At 52.6% G+C, this 15,724-nt stretch carries 13 protein-coding genes and 1 pseudogene; 3 read left to right on the forward strand and 11 right to left on the reverse strand.

Annotated features, from left to right (window positions below):
* Together H6G62_RS23020 and H6G62_RS23025 are read left to right on the forward strand one after the other, a co-directional pair.
* A partial coding sequence (locus H6G62_RS23020; protein WP_190499564.1) for a transposase occupies positions 1–906 on the forward strand: 906 nt, incomplete at its 5' end.
* Between the two features lie 129 nt (positions 907–1,035).
* Positions 1,036–1,537 (forward strand): annotated as a pseudogene (locus tag H6G62_RS23025) (transposase).
* A gap of 233 nt (positions 1,538–1,770) precedes the next feature.
* Here H6G62_RS23025 and H6G62_RS23030 read toward each other — a convergent pair.
* The 10 genes from H6G62_RS23030 to H6G62_RS23075 all read right to left on the reverse strand — a co-directional run bounded on the left by H6G62_RS23030 (position 1,771) and on the right by H6G62_RS23075 (position 13,699).
* Complete coding sequence (locus H6G62_RS23030) at positions 1,771–5,514, reverse strand: M1 family aminopeptidase (RefSeq protein ID WP_190499566.1); 3,744 nt, start codon at positions 5,512–5,514, stop codon at positions 1,771–1,773.
* 156 nt (positions 5,515–5,670) lie between these two features.
* The gene (locus H6G62_RS23035; RefSeq protein ID WP_190499568.1) at positions 5,671–6,114 is read right to left on the reverse strand and encodes a DUF29 family protein; all 444 of its coding nucleotides are present in this window, start codon (positions 6,112–6,114) and stop codon (positions 5,671–5,673) included.
* A gap of 305 nt (positions 6,115–6,419) precedes the next feature.
* Positions 6,420–6,770, reverse strand: a complete 351-nt coding sequence (locus H6G62_RS23040; protein ID WP_190499570.1) for a DUF86 domain-containing protein — start codon at positions 6,768–6,770, stop codon at positions 6,420–6,422.
* A complete protein-coding gene (locus H6G62_RS23045; RefSeq protein ID WP_242052236.1) occupies positions 6,760–7,092 on the reverse strand; it encodes a nucleotidyltransferase family protein in 333 nt (110 codons plus the stop codon). Before H6G62_RS23045 ends, H6G62_RS23040 begins: the two co-directional genes overlap by 11 nt.
* Positions 7,093–7,167: 75 nt before the next feature.
* Positions 7,168–7,740: a Uma2 family endonuclease gene (locus H6G62_RS23050; RefSeq protein WP_190499572.1), complete on the reverse strand. Its 573-nt coding sequence runs from the start codon at positions 7,738–7,740 to the stop codon at positions 7,168–7,170.
* Between the two features lie 148 nt (positions 7,741–7,888).
* Complete coding sequence (locus H6G62_RS23055; protein ID WP_190499574.1) at positions 7,889–8,299, reverse strand: PIN domain-containing protein; 411 nt, start codon at positions 8,297–8,299, stop codon at positions 7,889–7,891.
* A complete protein-coding gene (locus H6G62_RS23060) occupies positions 8,289–8,495 on the reverse strand; it encodes a DUF2281 domain-containing protein (protein ID WP_190499576.1) in 207 nt (68 codons plus the stop codon). The genes H6G62_RS23055 and H6G62_RS23060 overlap by 11 nt, the downstream gene beginning before the upstream one ends.
* Positions 8,496–8,557: 62 nt before the next feature.
* Entirely contained in the window at positions 8,558–11,941 is a 3,384-nt protein-coding gene (locus H6G62_RS23065; protein ID WP_242052237.1) for an N-6 DNA methylase, read from the reverse strand.
* 100 nt (positions 11,942–12,041) lie between these two features.
* Entirely contained in the window at positions 12,042–12,935 is an 894-nt protein-coding gene (locus tag H6G62_RS23070; protein WP_190499578.1) for a DUF6159 family protein, read from the reverse strand.
* A 77-nt stretch (positions 12,936–13,012) separates the two neighbouring features.
* Positions 13,013–13,699, reverse strand: a complete 687-nt coding sequence (locus tag H6G62_RS23075; protein ID WP_190499580.1) for a TIGR00266 family protein — start codon at positions 13,697–13,699, stop codon at positions 13,013–13,015.
* Between the two features lie 135 nt (positions 13,700–13,834).
* On the opposite strand from H6G62_RS23075, the gene H6G62_RS23080 reads away from it, so the two are divergent.
* On the forward strand, positions 13,835–14,410 hold the full coding sequence (locus H6G62_RS23080) for a Uma2 family endonuclease (RefSeq protein ID WP_190499582.1): 576 nt from the start codon (positions 13,835–13,837) through the stop codon (positions 14,408–14,410).
* A 68-nt stretch (positions 14,411–14,478) separates the two neighbouring features.
* Here H6G62_RS23080 and H6G62_RS23085 read toward each other — a convergent pair whose 3' ends face one another.
* Positions 14,479–15,435, reverse strand: a complete 957-nt coding sequence (locus H6G62_RS23085) for an ABC transporter ATP-binding protein (RefSeq protein WP_190499584.1) — start codon at positions 15,433–15,435, stop codon at positions 14,479–14,481.
* Between the last annotated feature and the right edge of the window lie 289 nt (positions 15,436–15,724).

Below are 15,724 nucleotides of genomic sequence, written 5' to 3' on the forward strand. Positions count from 1 at the left end.
TTACCGTTTTTAACCGTACTCGCGCCGTCAGAGCGCTACAACCACAGCCAAGGGCGACGGCACAAAGCGTTAACGGACTGGGCTAGACAAATGCTGGTTCAAGTCCGACGCTGGCTGGGCCATCGGCCCATGGTGGTGGTGACCGACAGCAGCTTCGCGGCACTAGACTTTTTGGCCTCGGTGAGTCATCTGCCCAATCCGGTTCACGTCGTCACTCGACTGCGCTTAGATGCGGCCCTTTATGAACCCGCTCCGCCTCGGGACGCCCACACCATCGGTCGTCCTCGCAAAGTTGGGCAACGCTTAGCCACCCTAAAAACCTGGTTGGAGGATGCCACTACCCGCTGGCAGTCCCTAACCCTGGAGGGTTGGTATGGTCAGCAAACCTACACCTTAGAATGGGTTTCCCAAACAGCGGTGTGGTACCACACGGGACTTCCCCCTGTCCCTATTCGTTGGGTCTTAGTCCGGGACCCGCTGGGCCAGTTGGAGCCTCAGGCCTTTCTCTGTACGGATCTGGAGGCCACACCCGCCCAAATCTTGCTCTGGTTTCGGCAACGCTGGCAAGTCGAAGTCACCTTCCAGGAGGTGCGGGCTCATTTGGGTGTCGAAACCCAGCGACAGTGGTCTGACTTAGCAATCCTACGCACTACACCGGCCCTGCTCTCACTCTTCTCCCTCGTCGTGCTCCTCACCCAGCGCCTGCACCCCCAATTTACCTTCCCCCTACCTCATACCGCCTGGTACATCAAGCAACACCCGACCTTTGCTGATGCCTTGGCCTTTGTCCGGCGCTATCTATGGGCCTCTCGGCTTTTTCAGACATCACCCGATGACCTGGAGTACGTTAAAGTCCCGCGCCCTATCTTCGACACCTGGACCGAGTTACTTTGCCATGCCGCCTGATTGGATAAAGTCGAGCTAAGAGGCCATTTATAAAGTCGGTTTTCCGGAAGGGGAGGGTTGGGATAACCGATCTTGGGTTTCAGGCATCGGGGTATAGGATCGGCGTAGATGTCGTTGAAGGGAATAGCGATGTCGAGTGCTCCTGATGCCACTGACCTGAGCGATGCCGAATGGGGGATGTTAGCCCCCCTGATTCCCCCTCCGAAGTCTGGTGGCCGTCCTCGAACGACGGATACGCGGGGGTGTGCAACGGTATCTTCTATCAACTGAAAACCGGATGTCAATGGCACCTGTTGCCCCATGACTTTCCGCCGTTCAATACGGTCTATGCCTCCTACCGCAAGTGGCAACGTAAGGGCCAGTGGGAAAGGATGAATTGGATCGGGGCTATTGCGGTGACATCTTCGCCTTGGCCGTGTGGCGGATAATCCAAGCCCAGGTTGAGGTAATTCGCCGCTCTGGAAAAGTCTTTGAACCCTTACCCAAACGTTGGATTGTCGAGCGCACCTTTGGCCAGTTGAATGGGTATCGACGCTTGAGCAAGGATTATGAGCGCTTACCCGAGATGAGGGAGGCGGCGATCTATGCCGTCATGGTGCGTATCAGGCTCAAACGCCTTGCCGCCGCCTAGGTCATACTTTATAAATGGCCTCTAAGCCGTAGTTTATTGCTGTCTGCGTCTTGACTTAAGTACTGGTTCGTTAAACTAGGAGAGTTGCAAATCACTTGAAGCTCTGTGGTTGGATTGAGGTATGACAGCAGGAGCCAGAGGGGTTATCTAAGGGTATTTCGCATCCATTAAAGTTGACCACCGAATGGATAGATTCCAGGGTTCTTGAAGAACCCTGGAATCTGAGGGTGGGTTTAGGCTTCGGCGACCCCGGCAATGTTGTCGTCGGGCAGTTTGTCGATCAGCTTGTGAAGGGGGTCAATGCCTGCCCGAATCGGTTGTTGATCCACCGTAATGATCAGCGAACTTTCGCCATCGGAGAAGGGGTGTTTTTGCAGGTAGATGATCTGGCCCTCGGTGTTGTAAATCCCGACATCAATGTCCTCTTGATTCATGGCCGCTGGGGTTTCGTTGCCTACCTCGTCGGATCGCACCTTGGCGGTGTTGACGGTGAGGGTGACATCGAACTTGCCGTCGGCGCGGGGGCTGACGGTGGCGGCGGTGATGCGGTTATCGTAGAGGGTGACGGTCTCGAACAGGTCGGTGAGGAGGTATTGGTACTTTTCGGGGGTGACGGCCCGGAGGGCGGCGACCAGATCCGTCCCGGTGGGGTAGGGGGGCACGGCGGCGTTATCGCGCAAAAACTGGGCTAGGGTTTGGTTGACCAAGGCTTCGCCCAGGTAGTCTTGCAGGGTATACATCACCAGCCCGCCCTTTTGGTAGACCAGGTGGTTGTCGCCCTCCCCCGCTTCCACCAGGGGCACATCGGAGCGGCTGCGGTTTTGCAGGTAGAGGTTGAGGTTATTTCGCAGGGCGGCCCCCAGCCCGGTTGTGCCAAACTCCTGGGAGTAGACCTGGTTGGCGGTGTATTCCGCCAGGGATTCCGTCAGCACCCGGTCGCCGGGACGCTGGTGGGAGATGTGGATTTGGTGGCCCCACCACTGGTGAGCGACTTCGTGGGCGGCGATGTGGAAGGCGGAATCTAGGGTTTGGGTACCGTCGTCTTTGAGGTTGGCAAGGAAAACCTGGTTTTCGCCCATGAAGATCTGCCCGCCGGGATAGCTAATTGCTTCGCTGACGTAGGGGGTTTCCACAATTCGTAGAGACCTGTGGGGATAGGGGCCAAACTGCTGGGTGGCGTAGTCTAGGCTCTGCTTGGCTCCGGCGAGGATGCGGTCTAGGTTTCGGTCGTGGTCGGGGTGATAGTACACCTCGATGGGGATGCCCTGCCAGTCGTCGCGCTTAACCTCGTAGCGCCCGGAGATAAAGGGCACCTGTTTTTCGATGGGCACCTGGCTTTGGTACTCAAAATAGCGGCGGTTGCCCTCTGTCCAGCCCCGCATCTGTTCGCCGGAGGTGAGGATGATCTGGTCGGGGGCGGTGCTGAGGATGGCGGAAAACTGGGCCAAATGGGTATCGGGGTGGTTGGCGTTGACCTGGGCCGCTCTGGCTTGTTCGGCTTCGGGGTCGATTTGGGGCAAACCCGCCTGATCCCGCATTTCGGGGCTAATCAAAAACCGCAGCCGATCATTAAAGCCTACCTGGGGCAGAAAATCGTTGCTACCAAAGTTCACCCCGTTGTCCACATAGCCAGCCAGCTTACCGCCCGGATCGTTGGCAAAACCCTCGGTTGGTTGACGCACTAGGTCAAAGCTAGCCTCAATGGTGCCCCCTGGTGGTAGTGGGGTGGGCAGGGTGAAGGCATAGCCCTGAAGCGCTGGGTGCTCGACGGGTTGGCCCTCCGGTGCCCCAACCAGGGCGATTTGGTTCATCTGAACGGCACTGGGAACCTGGATCAAAATGGTGTCGATGGGCTGCGGGGTTTGGTTTTCCAGGGTGTAGGTGCCCTTCACCGCAAAGCGGGAATCTTCGTTGGGGTAGAGATCGCCCTGGAGGCTAATGGCGGTAATTTTGGGCTGGGCATCGCGCAGGGGGCCGTAGGTTTGCTCGTAGGCCATCAGTTGGGCAATCCCTTCGCCCCGGTTGGTTCCGGCGCTGAGCAGGGTGGTGTTGTAGTAAATCCAGCCGCCCAGCAGCAGGGCCGCCACCGCACTGAGGGCCATCACCATCTGCATGGGGCGGGTAAATCGCTGACGGGCAATGCGCCAGCGCTGCTTGGGTTGGGTATCCACACCACGCACCCAGAATAGGGCGGTGACGCAGATCAGCAGCAGGGCAATGGCCAGCCAATAGCCCTGGTACCAGCGCACCGGCTCCAGCATCGACCCATAGCCACTGAGGTCGCTGTAGTAAGACTTGGGCCGAAAGCCGTACTGAAGCAGACGGGCATTCCTAAAGAGGACATTCCCCCCCGCCGTAAACAGCACCACCAGCAGCGCCGACAGAACATAGCCCAGAAACTTCTGATTCACCAAGACCTGCACCGTCATAGCCAGCACGGCGACCAGCAGCAAATCTACCAGGGTGATGGTAAACAGCCCCACGCCGTAGACCCCCAGGTTGTACTGGGTGTAGCCATTGAAGGTTTGGGCCAGGAGGGCACCGAACACCAGCAGCGCTAGGGCCAAAACCAGCATTACTGCCAGCACCAGCAGTTTGCCCACCACAAAGCTCCAACTGCGGGCGGGCAGGGAATCCACCAGGGGATCCACCTTCACCTCCCGCTCTCGCCAGACCAAATCTCCGGCCAAAAACACGATCAGCAGGGGCGCAACCAACCCCAACACCAGGCCCATGCCGTCCACCACGCGGTTGGTCGTGGGCAACAGGATAGGATTGCCGCCGCTGGCAAACATCAGCACCAGCAAAAACCCCGTGGCGATTAGGCTGATGGCGAGGATGGCCAGGGTAAGCGGATTCCAGATCAGGCGCTTGAGATCGAGCTTGGCAATGCGCCATGCATGGTTCACCTGGGCACCGAGACCATAGTGGGGCTGGGTGGCGGGGGCCGGGTCGAGATCCCGCACCAGGGGAGCCGCCGCTGAGGCCACTTCGGTCTGGGGTTTGGCCTTCCAAAAGATCAGCCGATCCTCTGCCCAGGCCAGTAGTTGAACTAAACGACCAGGGGAACCGGAAGCCCCGCCCGAAAAACTAAACTGTTGCCACACCCACACAAAAAACGCCACACTCAGCGCCAGATAGAGCAAGCGAGACAGCCAAATCACCGGGGCAAAGGGCACATTCAGCGTGTTTTGCTCTACCTTCGTCCAAAATCGCACCGTATAGTCAATCGGGCTTGACCCCAGAGGGTTGATCAACGCCACAAAAAACGGCCCCGCCCGCAGCAGCCCCAAAATGCCTTCCAGGAGAATTTGAGCCAACAGCAGCGCCACAAACCCCAGATAGCCCGCCAAGGAGCGACGGGTAAGCAAGCCCAGCCCAAAGCTGATCAGCCCAAAAATCAAAATGTTGGGCAAGATCAGATACAGGTAGGGCTGAAGGTAAGTCAATAGGTTGAAGGGGGCCATCCGGGCGGTTTCCATCCAAGGCAACCCCTCGCCCACTATCAGCCCCAGCCCTAGCCCCAGGGACATCACCAGGATGATCACCGTACTGGCGATGAACCGCCCCGCCCCAAACTGCCACTCCTTCAGCGGACTGGTGAACAACAGGCCATCCATGCTGCTGGTGAAATCCTTGGTGGCCCGTTCGGCAAAGATGCCAACGGTGAGCAGAATCACCAGGAAGTTCGCCACCTTAAACACCTGCATAATTTGCAGCGGCGCATTGGCATAGGGCACCAGTTCCCCCGGTCGCGGGTTTGCGCCCATCACCTCTCGAATGGTCGGGAAGAACAGCAAATCGCTGCCCAAGCCGTGCATAGTCACCAGGCCAGCCACCAAGAAAAAGCCAAAACCCAGCAGCAAACTCCGGGTACGCAGGCTGTCCTGTAGCTCAAAGCGGACAATCTCCCAGACAGGTTGCCAGGGGAAGATAGTGCGTTGGGTGGATGGGGGCGAGGGGGATTGCGTCGTCATGGTCAGGAATGAATAGATGGTTGTGGAGGGCGGGGCTTGAGATCCCAGGGTTCTTGAAGAACCCTGGGATCTGGAGAACTCTATGAACAAAGCGGCTATCTGGATAGAGCCATGCAAGCCTACCAGGAGGGCCTAGCCCTGGCCCCAAAACGCCTGCTACTGAGATGGATTGCGAGCATCAGCCAGAATTAAGGCTAGGGCTTGGTCAACAATCTGTTGTGGGTTGACCTGTTGCCCCAGTTCCGCCGCCCCATAGCGACCCTCAAAGGCTTCTAGGGCCGCCTGCCGAAGGGCCGAACCATAGGCATCCTCTAGGGTTTCCCGCAGTTCCTCCCCAGAGAGGTAGGTGCCCCCGGCTTTGCGCCGCTGGTTGGTGCGCTGAATTTGCTTGACCGCATTGAAAATAGAAACCTCCCAAGAACGGGTAGATCGTTGCTCTGCGGCCTGTTTGATCAAATGCATCAGCAGAATGACGCCAAAACTGAAGATCCGGTTGAGTTTGTCATCCTTCCCCATCTCGGCCATTTCCTCCACCAAAAGCAAGGCCTCGGTGATACGGTTGGCCCGCAGGAGATCCTGAAGTTCTAGTAGTTCTTCCATGGGAGCACACCACAAGCGGTACGGCAGTTCTGTGTTATGTCGGGACAATGACTCTGTAGGGCTTCATAAACTTCAGAATGTAAATCATAAAGCTTCTCCCGTTCCCATCTTTTGTCGTCACACTTACGTTGTAGCCAAGGTGCATCAAATACGTTAAGCGAAGCAGCCATAATGACAATAGATTTTACAGCCCATCATTGCTTCTGCCATAAACATTAAGATTTCTTTTCAGCTTCGCAACTGCTCAGGCACAATGCTCAATAGGGAGCTTTTATATTGATAGCTATACATCAAGCCGCCTACGGTTAATGGCTGCTGTTTTCAGCATTCAACATCAGCATAATTACTTCATACAAGGGATCAAGCTCAATAGTAATAATATCCCAAACAATTTGACTATTGACCTTAAAATAGGTGTGGACAATAACATCTCTTAAACCCGCCACCTGCCTCCATGGAATTTCAGGATATTGCTGCCTTAGAGAATCTGGAATCTGTTTAGTTGCTTCGCCAATAATAAGCAAATTATGGTTAACGGCATCTAATGTTTTTGTATCTTGAATAAAATCGTCATAATCGACACCCCTCGCGTAACCCCTGATTTTGTCAATACAACTACAAATATCCTGCAAATAAAGCCCCAGATCACGAGACATAGACAACCTCATTTAGAATCTGTTCTCGAATTTGAGGCTTGATATCTGCTTGAATTACTAAATCTACCTTTCGCTCAAAAAAATCTTCCAGAAAAAACTTTAAGTCCATGTACTTTCGAAATGTGGGTGCTCCCTCAAACTCAACTAAAATATCTATGTCGCTACTCTCCGTCGCTTCTTCTCGCACAAAAGAACCAAAAATTCCCATAGCTTTAACACCATAGGCCAATTTTAGCTGAGGGAGATGCTGTTTTAAGACCTCCTGAATATCCTTAAAACTACAATTGTAGAATTGGGAGTTAGACATAATGGATGGCGTCATAGCAATCAAATTTCCTCGCTTCTCAATCACTCAGGCACAATATTTGATGGATAATTTTTACTCGAAAATTAATAATTACTCGCTGAATACGATGTCTTCGTAAATTTCTTGAGTCTGACAAGAAAAATTAACACTTTTTAGTTCAATGGTATCGCCCCTTTGATAATTAATAATTCGCCAATCACCCGTTTCAGTCTTACGGAATAGTTCGATCTCCATGGTGTCCACGCTAACCAAAACATATTCTTTCAAGCAGGGATTGCGGCGATACATTTTGAACTTCTTGCCACGATCATACGCTTCTGTTGTGGGTGATAAGACCTCAACGATCAGACAAGGATAGGTAATGTATTCGGTTGTAGTCTGATCTCGATCCTCACAGGTGACACTGATATTGGGATAGACATACTTAGCTGCTCCTACAATACTGACTCGGCAATCAGAGTTAAGGGTTTTACAACCACTTCCTCGCAGATGAAGTTTCAGGAGAGCAAGAAAGTTCCCAGCAATATTCCCATGATCGATGGTGCCGCCACTCATGGCATAGACTTTACCATCCATGTATTCATGACGTTCTAGTTGCTGTTCTTCCCAGGCAAAGTATTCCTCTGGAGTGAACGGTGGAAGGTGATCGTTTAACGCAACCATATCAATCTCCCAATAGTGCCTTAAATCCTATGATACAAGACTTTTATCGTAACCAGTTACCCCTACGGACGGATAAAGGGCATTCTGGGTGGGGCGGTTTTTCACATTAAATCAATGTCTTTTTGGGGAGCGTACTGATTAATTTTATCTACGAAATAAATGGATTGATGAGCGTGAGCTTAGAATCGATTTTTTGGCCATCTTGAAGATCTTCGCTATAGAGTCGGTCACATCCTACTTCGAGCGCACTAGCAATAATCAGGCTGTCAAAGTAGCTGTATTGATAGCGTTGGGAAATCTCTAGGGCTTTCTGAATTGTGCCTAACGAAACTATGGCTAGCTGATGCTGTTGGCTCAATTCATCAACAACAGTACCGATTTGGCGATAATCAAGAAAAAACTTGCGCTTTAAAGTATTGATGGTCTCATTCAATACTTGAGTGCTAATCCAGGATTCGTTCTCTTGTGTGCATTCCTGAGCACGATGCCGTTTTTCAGGTTCATCTTGGGAGTAGCTGTAGATAATAATGTTGGTATCGATAAACACTTTAGCGCTCATTGGCCTCATCTCGATTAAATTTGAAGTCTTTAGTGTTAATAGATATGGTTTGAAATTCGCCAGCCTTAGCCGTCGCTTGACGCTTTATTTTAGATTGAGCGCGTTGACGCACAAACTCAACAAATTCTAGAACTAGGCTTGCCTCCTCTTCAGGCAGCGTTTTGACCAGTTCATAAATACTCTCTGCTGTACTCATGGTTTTTCCTCCAGTAGGGTGGGCACTGCCCACCGTTTACCTTTAATCGTAGCCAGCCACCCCTACGCACGGCTAAAGGGCATCCTCGGTGGGGCGGTTTTCCACATTAAATCAATGTCTTCGGGGGTGAGGCCATAGGCTTGGTTAACGAGGTCGGAAATGCGGTGTTCTAGAACTAGGCCATCGCGGCGGCGTTGTTGAATGGGGAGGGCATAGTCGCCGTAGGCTTCTTTGAGGGTTTTGAGGTCTTTGGGGCCAAGGTTTCCGGCATTTTTGGGACGACGTTTTTTCACTTCCTGCAAGAAGTCATCGAGGGAAAGGGTGGCAAAGTCGCTGAGTTTGTTGCCTGCTTTATCGATGCCATGCTCTACCCGAAACCAATCCAACATTTCACGGGTAGCTTGCTGGTTGGCTTTGGTAAATTTAATAAGTTGCTGAACCGCAGGCTCGACCTCCGCACGGATTTCGTCTGTGGGTGGCGCGATGGGTAGAATTTCTAAGAATTGTGTAAATAAGCGCAAAGCCTCATCTTTGCCATGCGCTGCTTCCCTCCACATGAAAGACCAAATGAGTGGCGAATTAACTACAGCAAGTAAGTAGAGATCAGACGTAGAGAAAAAGTAAGCTGTATTCAGGATATATGTAGATTCAAGGTCAATCGCAAACTGTGGCAACCAAGCAATATCTGTATAGATAATTTTGGGCTGTTCTATCAGTTTGTAATAAGAACATGATCTTGCTTCCCACCAGTTTTTGCCTTGGGCATCTCTGCCAATAAGCTTTTTCTTAAAAGGAATTAGATATTCGTAAATAGCTGGAAAAGTTGATGAGAAATATCTTTCAGACTCTTCTCCCTTCCCACTCCATTCCCAATCATAGTTTGAGCTTGACTTGATGCTGATCATCCATAGATCTTGCAACTCAGGAGTCCACCTCTTAATATCACGTCCACGAAGACATGGATATATTATTTCTGATGATCTTGAGTCTTTTTGGATGAGCTTCTCTCTTTGCCTAGAGTCAATTAAGAAAATATCATTGGCTCCAGTCACCAAACCCCATTTAGGCTCTGAACCAATAAAATCATGTAAATTAACGCCTCTGTGTTTAATCTTCTGTATCAACTTATCAACTGCAACAGGCTCTAAACTCCAAGAACTATCAGAAAATCTCGACAAAGGAACTTGGTGTCCTTCATTCCTAATAAATTGATTTAAGTTTATCCCTTGCAAGGACTCACGAGGCACAGAACAAATTTCTACAGACTGTTCAGAAATTCCTACCTCTTCTTCGATATCCTTATAATTTTTCTTGGCAAATATAATGCAAGGAAAGACGTCAGCATCTTGAAAAATTGGAGCATGTCCAAAATCGATAATTTTTTCTATGGATTTTCTTTGAGAAAAAAACTTTCTCAAAAATTGTCCATAACTTGCCCTAAGCCATTTATTGGTAACGATAAAAGAAAGAATTCCTGATGGCTTTAAGATAGAATAACCCTTTTCGTAAAAGTATATATATAAGTCAGCTAGGCCATGATGCGAAGCATAGTTTTTCGCAAGATAGGGTTTTATTTCAAGGGGTAAAAAGTCATGCTTCACATAGGGCGGGTTGCCAATCACCACATCAAACCCACCATCGGCAAACACCTCAGCAAATTCTGTTTCCCAATCAAAGGCACGGGGGGCCACGGCTGGATCGGCCACAATAGAATTTCCGACCTTGATGTTGTCATCCAAATAGGTAAGTTGCTTCCCTCGCTCCGCCGTTTTTAGCCATAGCGATAGCTTCGTAATTTCCACCGACTCCGGCGATAGATCCACACCATACAGGTTTTGGTTCAGAATCGTTTTGGTAAGGTCAAACAAACTCCGCTGACCTACAAATTCGCCCGTATCGTCAGCGGTTTTTAGGGCCGCAAGTTGTTCGTTAACCCGCTCATACTCATTATTGAGATAGTCAAAGGCCGCAATTAAAAATGCCCCCGATCCACAGGCCGGATCAATCACGCGAGTTTTGACCAGTACCTCATCCCGGTAGCGTTCCCAAAATTCAATTTCGGCCTTGCGCCGTTGACGCACCGCATTCGCTCGAATTTGGTCAATACCAATTTCCTGCCAAAGGGCTTTCTCCTTCCGTTCCAAATAGCCGCCCAGAGCTACGGTCACAATATATTGCGTAATAAAAGCTGGCGTATAGTAAACACCTTGGGTTTTGCGCTGGCCTTTCTTTTGGTCATAGCTTTCCCCCGCTGAAAGCGCTCGTAATTCCTCCAAGTCGGTCACAGATTGCTCAAAAATATGCCCCAAAATATTGACCGACACCTCAGAATCAAAGTCGTATCTGGCCAGTTTTTTAAGCTGAGTACAAAGCAAATCCGATACCTGAAGCTGATCATCCAACAGCGGATCGTGCTTAAATAGGCCACCGTTATAACCCGGAATTGCCAGCGCTTCATTGCCCTGATCCACCGCCCGAAAGACAGCCTTGTAATTCTCCCAAATAGATCGAGGATTGTAGGGATCTTGGTGATCGTGGGCTTGTTTGAGGGTTTCTTTGGGTAGCAAACCTTTATCTTCGCAAAAGGCAATAAACAGCACCCGATCCAGCGTTTTTTGGGCCTTTTCAATCAGAGCCATATCCCGATCAGGAAGATCCGTGGGGCCAGTGGTGCGAAAATGACGGGCCAGATTCAGCCGTACCTGCTTATATTCTTCGTAGAGTGCCTTCGTGACCTCCACTTCGGCCTTATCCGACTCTACTAGCAGTTCGTCAATGATCGAGCGGGCCTTGGGATCGGCGTTGGGGGGCAAAAAGTTTTGCCGACACAGCACAAAGTAGAAGGTTTTGAAGGTCGTGATATCGGCCAGATCCTTCAGCCGAAACACCTCATAATAGGCCGGAGTTTTGCTCGTTTGATACAGCCGAATTTCGCGATAGTTCGACACCAGCACCCAACGACAATCGGCAGTGTAGTTGGCATAGCGCCAGCCCTGGTCTACCGCAGATTCCTTACGGCCAGGGGCCGCACGGTCTAGGTCATTTTTAGATCCCTTGAGTTCGATGGGCGCAATCACCCGACCTTCCAGCTTTTTGCCGCCCTTTTGGTCGGTGATGGCCGTAAAAAAGCCCAACGCCCCATCCGCAGAACCGCCACCATCGGAAATGGTCTGCTCGGCGTGTAGTTCCCACCGTTGCCCTGCGCCACCCACCACCGAGCGATAGCCCAAAACCTCCTGAAACACCTTATGCAAAAAATCCCCATGCAGCGAGGTTTCCTTCATCGCATCCAGGGTGCCGCTCTCCAGAGCCTTCACCCACTGCAATATCGCTTGATGCCGCGTTGCGATGTCATCAGGAAACGTAAACCCCTTCAGCGCTCGGCTCAGGGTCTTCTCTTGAAACAGGCGATGGTGACTAGATTGGGGCATGGCAGCAGGGGCCAAAGGGTTTTGTCTAAGGGTACTTCTCATCCCTAAAAGTTGACCACTCAAGGGATAGCTCCCAGGGTTCTTCAAGAACCCTGGGTTCTGTCGGGTGGAGAAATTACGTGGGAAAAGCGTTGCGGGCGAGGTCGTTGTCAATAAAGCGGCCTGCGCTGCCCGTGGTGGCGTATTGATACAGCGAGGCTTGGAAGACGCCGTTGACGGCCCCAGTAATTAACGCCACGGCACTGAAGACCACTACTCCAAACAGGACGGCCAAGATAATCAGCGGCAGTGACCCCAGGGCAATGGAACCGCCGACCAGGGCAACGATCAGCAGCACCAGCAAAATCTGTACCAGGCCGCTCACCCCGGCAATGGCGGCGCGGCCCGTAAAGCCCTCGCCCCAGGTTTGTTTGAAGATCTCCCAACTGCGCCGAATGGCTTTGATGGGGCCAACGTTTTCCACCACGTAGATAGGAATGGCAAAGAACACCACCACACTCCACACCCCCTGCACCAAGCTGCTGAGCACCACCGCCAAAATCCGCACGATGGCGTTGTTGTCCGAGTCTCGTCCGGCATTGCGCCCCATCTGGGCCAGGGTGCCAATGGTGGCGGAAATCAAGGCAAAGCCGAAGATTGGCCCCAGCCGCCCCAGGGCAATAGCGATGCCATCTCCCACGGTGGCAGGTTCGCCCTTCAGCAATTTCAGGCTGGCCCCCACCAGGGCGGTATTGGAGAAAATAATCACCGTGTAGGAGACAAAGTAGAACAGAAAGGTCATCACCACCCCAAACACCCACTCCGCCGTGGTGATGTCTTCACTGGTGGTTGGCAGTTGGCCCCCGCTCAGCAGCCAGCCGCCTAGGGCCGTTGGGACGGCAAAGGCCACCGTCACTAGCATTAGGGCAATGCCGGATATCAGCGGAAACATCATCAGTTGGGGGTTCTGGCGCAGGGCATTCCAGCACTGCTTCGTGAGTTGTAAACCGTTGGCAATTTTGCGAGCCATGGCAATCTCCTATAAAACACAGGGGTTTGGAGATCCCAGGGTTCTTGAAGAACCCTAGGATCTGGGGACACAACCGATCAACTGCTGCTGGAGGAACTGGGCTGGGGCAGTTTGGGAATTAGCCAAGCGAGGAACTGATCCTGGGATCGGGTTTGTACCAAAACCTTTCCTGGCCCGGTGAGATCCACCACAAAGCCCTCGCCGCTAAACAGAAAAGTTTTCATGCCGCCAATGGATCGGGTTTTGAAGGACATCGATTCGCTCAGGGCCACCAAGTGCCCCGTATCCAGGGTGAAGGATTCCCCAGGGGCCAAGGTCATCTCGTGGATTGCCCCATAGGACGACACCACCACCTGGCCCTGCCCTTCGGCCCGCAGCATAAACAACCCGCCGCCCGTACCAAAGAAGGACTTGGAGCCGCCCCACTTGGTATCCAGGGTAATGCCGATATCCGACGCCACGTAGGCCCCGGACTGGATCAGCATCGGTTCCGTGAGAGTCAACAGGTTCAAATCCCCCGGTAGAGAGGGGGCCACCCACACCTCGCCGCCCTGGGCTGGGGCCGTGTAGATGTTCTGAAAAAAGCTTTCGCCGCCCAAAAAAGATCGCTTCAGGGCTTGCATGATGCCGCCCGTTTTAGTCTCCAGAGTCGTCCCGGTAGACATCCCCACCATCGAGGATGCCTCCACCCGCACCTGTTCCCCGCCCCGCAGTTGGAGGCGACCGAGGGTAAAGGCGGGCTGATACATCAATTCAACTTGCATGGTGAATCATTCCTGAGATGAATCGGTCATTGCGATCATGGCTGGATTATCGGAATCAGTAGAATAAGAAACATCAACGCCCCCTAAAACACGTCTGAAACACGTCTGAAACACCCCTGCGCGGAGAGCATTCGGATGAGCCAAACCGTTTCCTTGCCGACCTACCTCACCTTTGAGGATTATTTGGCCTACGACGACGGCACCGACCGCCGTTACGAACTGGTGGATGGAGTTTTAGTAGAGATGCCCCCTGAACGCGACGAAAACCTTGGAATTGCTAGAACGTTGCTGTTGGAATTGATCAAACATCTCCCGGCGGATCGAGTGGTGTGGGGGACGGAGATAGAAGTCACGGGCAGACGAGCCACGGCACGAATTCCCGATTTGTTGGTGCATTCCGAAGAATCCAAGGCCGCTGTAGCCAGTGCCCCCCGTGCTACCCTGACCCGCGATATGCCGCCCCCCGCCTTGGTGGTAGAAGTGGTAAGCCCCGGCCAAGCCAACCGAGAACGGGACTATCGCTACAAACACACGGAGTACGCAGCACGGGGCATTGCCGAATACTGGATTGTGGATCCTGAAACCCGCCAAGTAACCCTTTGCCAATGGGTAAGCGGCCAGTACGAAGACCAGGTTTACAGCGGCGACGAGATCCTTCAATCCACCGTGGTACCTGGGTTTGGGTTAACAACCGCCGCGATTTTTGCATAGCCATGGTTGGATTGCGATGGGTTCAGATCCCAGAGTTCTTCAAGAATCCTGGGATCTCGCTTTGGGGGCTACGATTCGGGGGAGGTGATCGTCGGAATTGGGCTGGCTCCGTTTTGGCTGGTGGATTGCAAAGCGGGGATCTCCTTCATGACGCAGAAGTAGACATCCTCTAGGTCGGGTTCGACCGCTTCAAAGCCAGCACCAGGGTCGGTTTCGCTGAAAATTCGCGCAATAATGTCGCCCATGAAGAAGCGGGTGGAGAGCACCTGGAATTTTTCTTCGTAGGTGGGCAGTTCATCACGTCGAATTTTAATTCGCCAGACCTTGCCTGCGAGCTGCTGCATCAGGCCCATGGGTTGCCCCGTGGCGCGAATTTGTCCGGCAATCAGCACCGCCATTTGGGGGCACAGTTCGCTCACGTCCTCCACAATGTGGGTGGAGAGGATGATTGCCGCCCGCTGCGAGATTTCGCTGAGCAAATTTAGAAAACGCACCCGTTCGGCGGGGTCGAGGCCAGCGGTGGGTTCGTCCACAATCACCAGGCGCGGGTCGCCAACCAGGGCTTGGGCAATGCCAAATCGCTGCCGCATCCCGCCAGAAAATCCGCTCACGGCACGGTCGCGAGCCTGGTACAAGTTCACCTGATTCAGTAAATGCGTCACCAACTCCTTGCGCTCCTTGCCGTTGGTGATGCCCTTCAGCGCCGCAAAGTGATCCAACAACTTCTCGGCGGAAACCCCCGGATATACGCCAAAGCTCTGGGGTAGATAGCCCAACACCTGGCGCACCTTCACCTTGTCCTCCAGCATATTGATGTCGCCCCACTGGATGGTGCCCTCCGTGGGTTCCTGAAGGGTGGACAGAGTACGCATGAGGCTGGATTTTCCGGCTCCGTTTGGCCCTAGCAACCCAAACATCCCCATCGGGATATCCAGATTCACGCCGTTGAGGGCTTTGTAGCCGTTGGGGTAGGTTTTGGTTAGCCCCCGAATTTGAATCGGGGTAGCGGTTTGGGTGGCCGTCATGGTGGTTTGCAGTGGCAGGGAATGCGGAACTAAAGCGGAGTTTATCAGGGGAAGTGGAGTGGCCCTCGCCCTAAATTCCTTTCCCACAGGGCTGCTGTTTATACACATCTTGTTCTCATGTTGTCATGCCTGGAGGATCCCCCTAAATCCCCCTTGGAAAGCAGGGTGGTTTCATACCAGCGAAGAAAAATGAGGATGGGTTGAGATGTTATTAGGATCCTTAACCCATGGCCCTCATAGAACAATTAAAACAAATTCCAGATCATCGTCATCTCCGGGGACGGCGTCA

It is taken from the genome of Phormidium sp. FACHB-1136 (assembly GCF_014697375.1).
Classification (GTDB): domain Bacteria; phylum Cyanobacteriota; class Cyanobacteriia; order Phormidesmidales; family Phormidesmidaceae; genus Nodosilinea.

Coding starts and splice junctions, on each gene's coding strand:
- H6G62_RS23030 (WP_190499566.1), bottom strand. CDS start 5,514: ATGACGACGCAATCCCCCTCGCCCCCATCCACCCAACGCACTATCTTC.
- H6G62_RS23035 (WP_190499568.1), bottom strand. CDS start 6,114: ATGGAAGAACTACTAGAACTTCAGGATCTCCTGCGGGCCAACCGTATC.
- H6G62_RS23040 (WP_190499570.1), bottom strand. CDS start 6,770: ATGTCTCGTGATCTGGGGCTTTATTTGCAGGATATTTGTAGTTGTATT.
- H6G62_RS23045 (WP_242052236.1), bottom strand. CDS start 7,092: ATGACGCCATCCATTATGTCTAACTCCCAATTCTACAATTGTAGTTTT.
- H6G62_RS23050 (WP_190499572.1), bottom strand. CDS start 7,740: ATGGTTGCGTTAAACGATCACCTTCCACCGTTCACTCCAGAGGAATAC.
- H6G62_RS23055 (WP_190499574.1), bottom strand. CDS start 8,299: ATGAGCGCTAAAGTGTTTATCGATACCAACATTATTATCTACAGCTAC.
- H6G62_RS23060 (WP_190499576.1), bottom strand. CDS start 8,495: ATGAGTACAGCAGAGAGTATTTATGAACTGGTCAAAACGCTGCCTGAA.
- H6G62_RS23070 (WP_190499578.1), bottom strand. CDS start 12,935: ATGGCTCGCAAAATTGCCAACGGTTTACAACTCACGAAGCAGTGCTGG.
- H6G62_RS23075 (WP_190499580.1), bottom strand. CDS start 13,699: ATGCAAGTTGAATTGATGTATCAGCCCGCCTTTACCCTCGGTCGCCTC.
- H6G62_RS23080 (WP_190499582.1), top strand. CDS start 13,835: ATGAGCCAAACCGTTTCCTTGCCGACCTACCTCACCTTTGAGGATTAT.
- H6G62_RS23085 (WP_190499584.1), bottom strand. CDS start 15,435: ATGACGGCCACCCAAACCGCTACCCCGATTCAAATTCGGGGGCTAACC.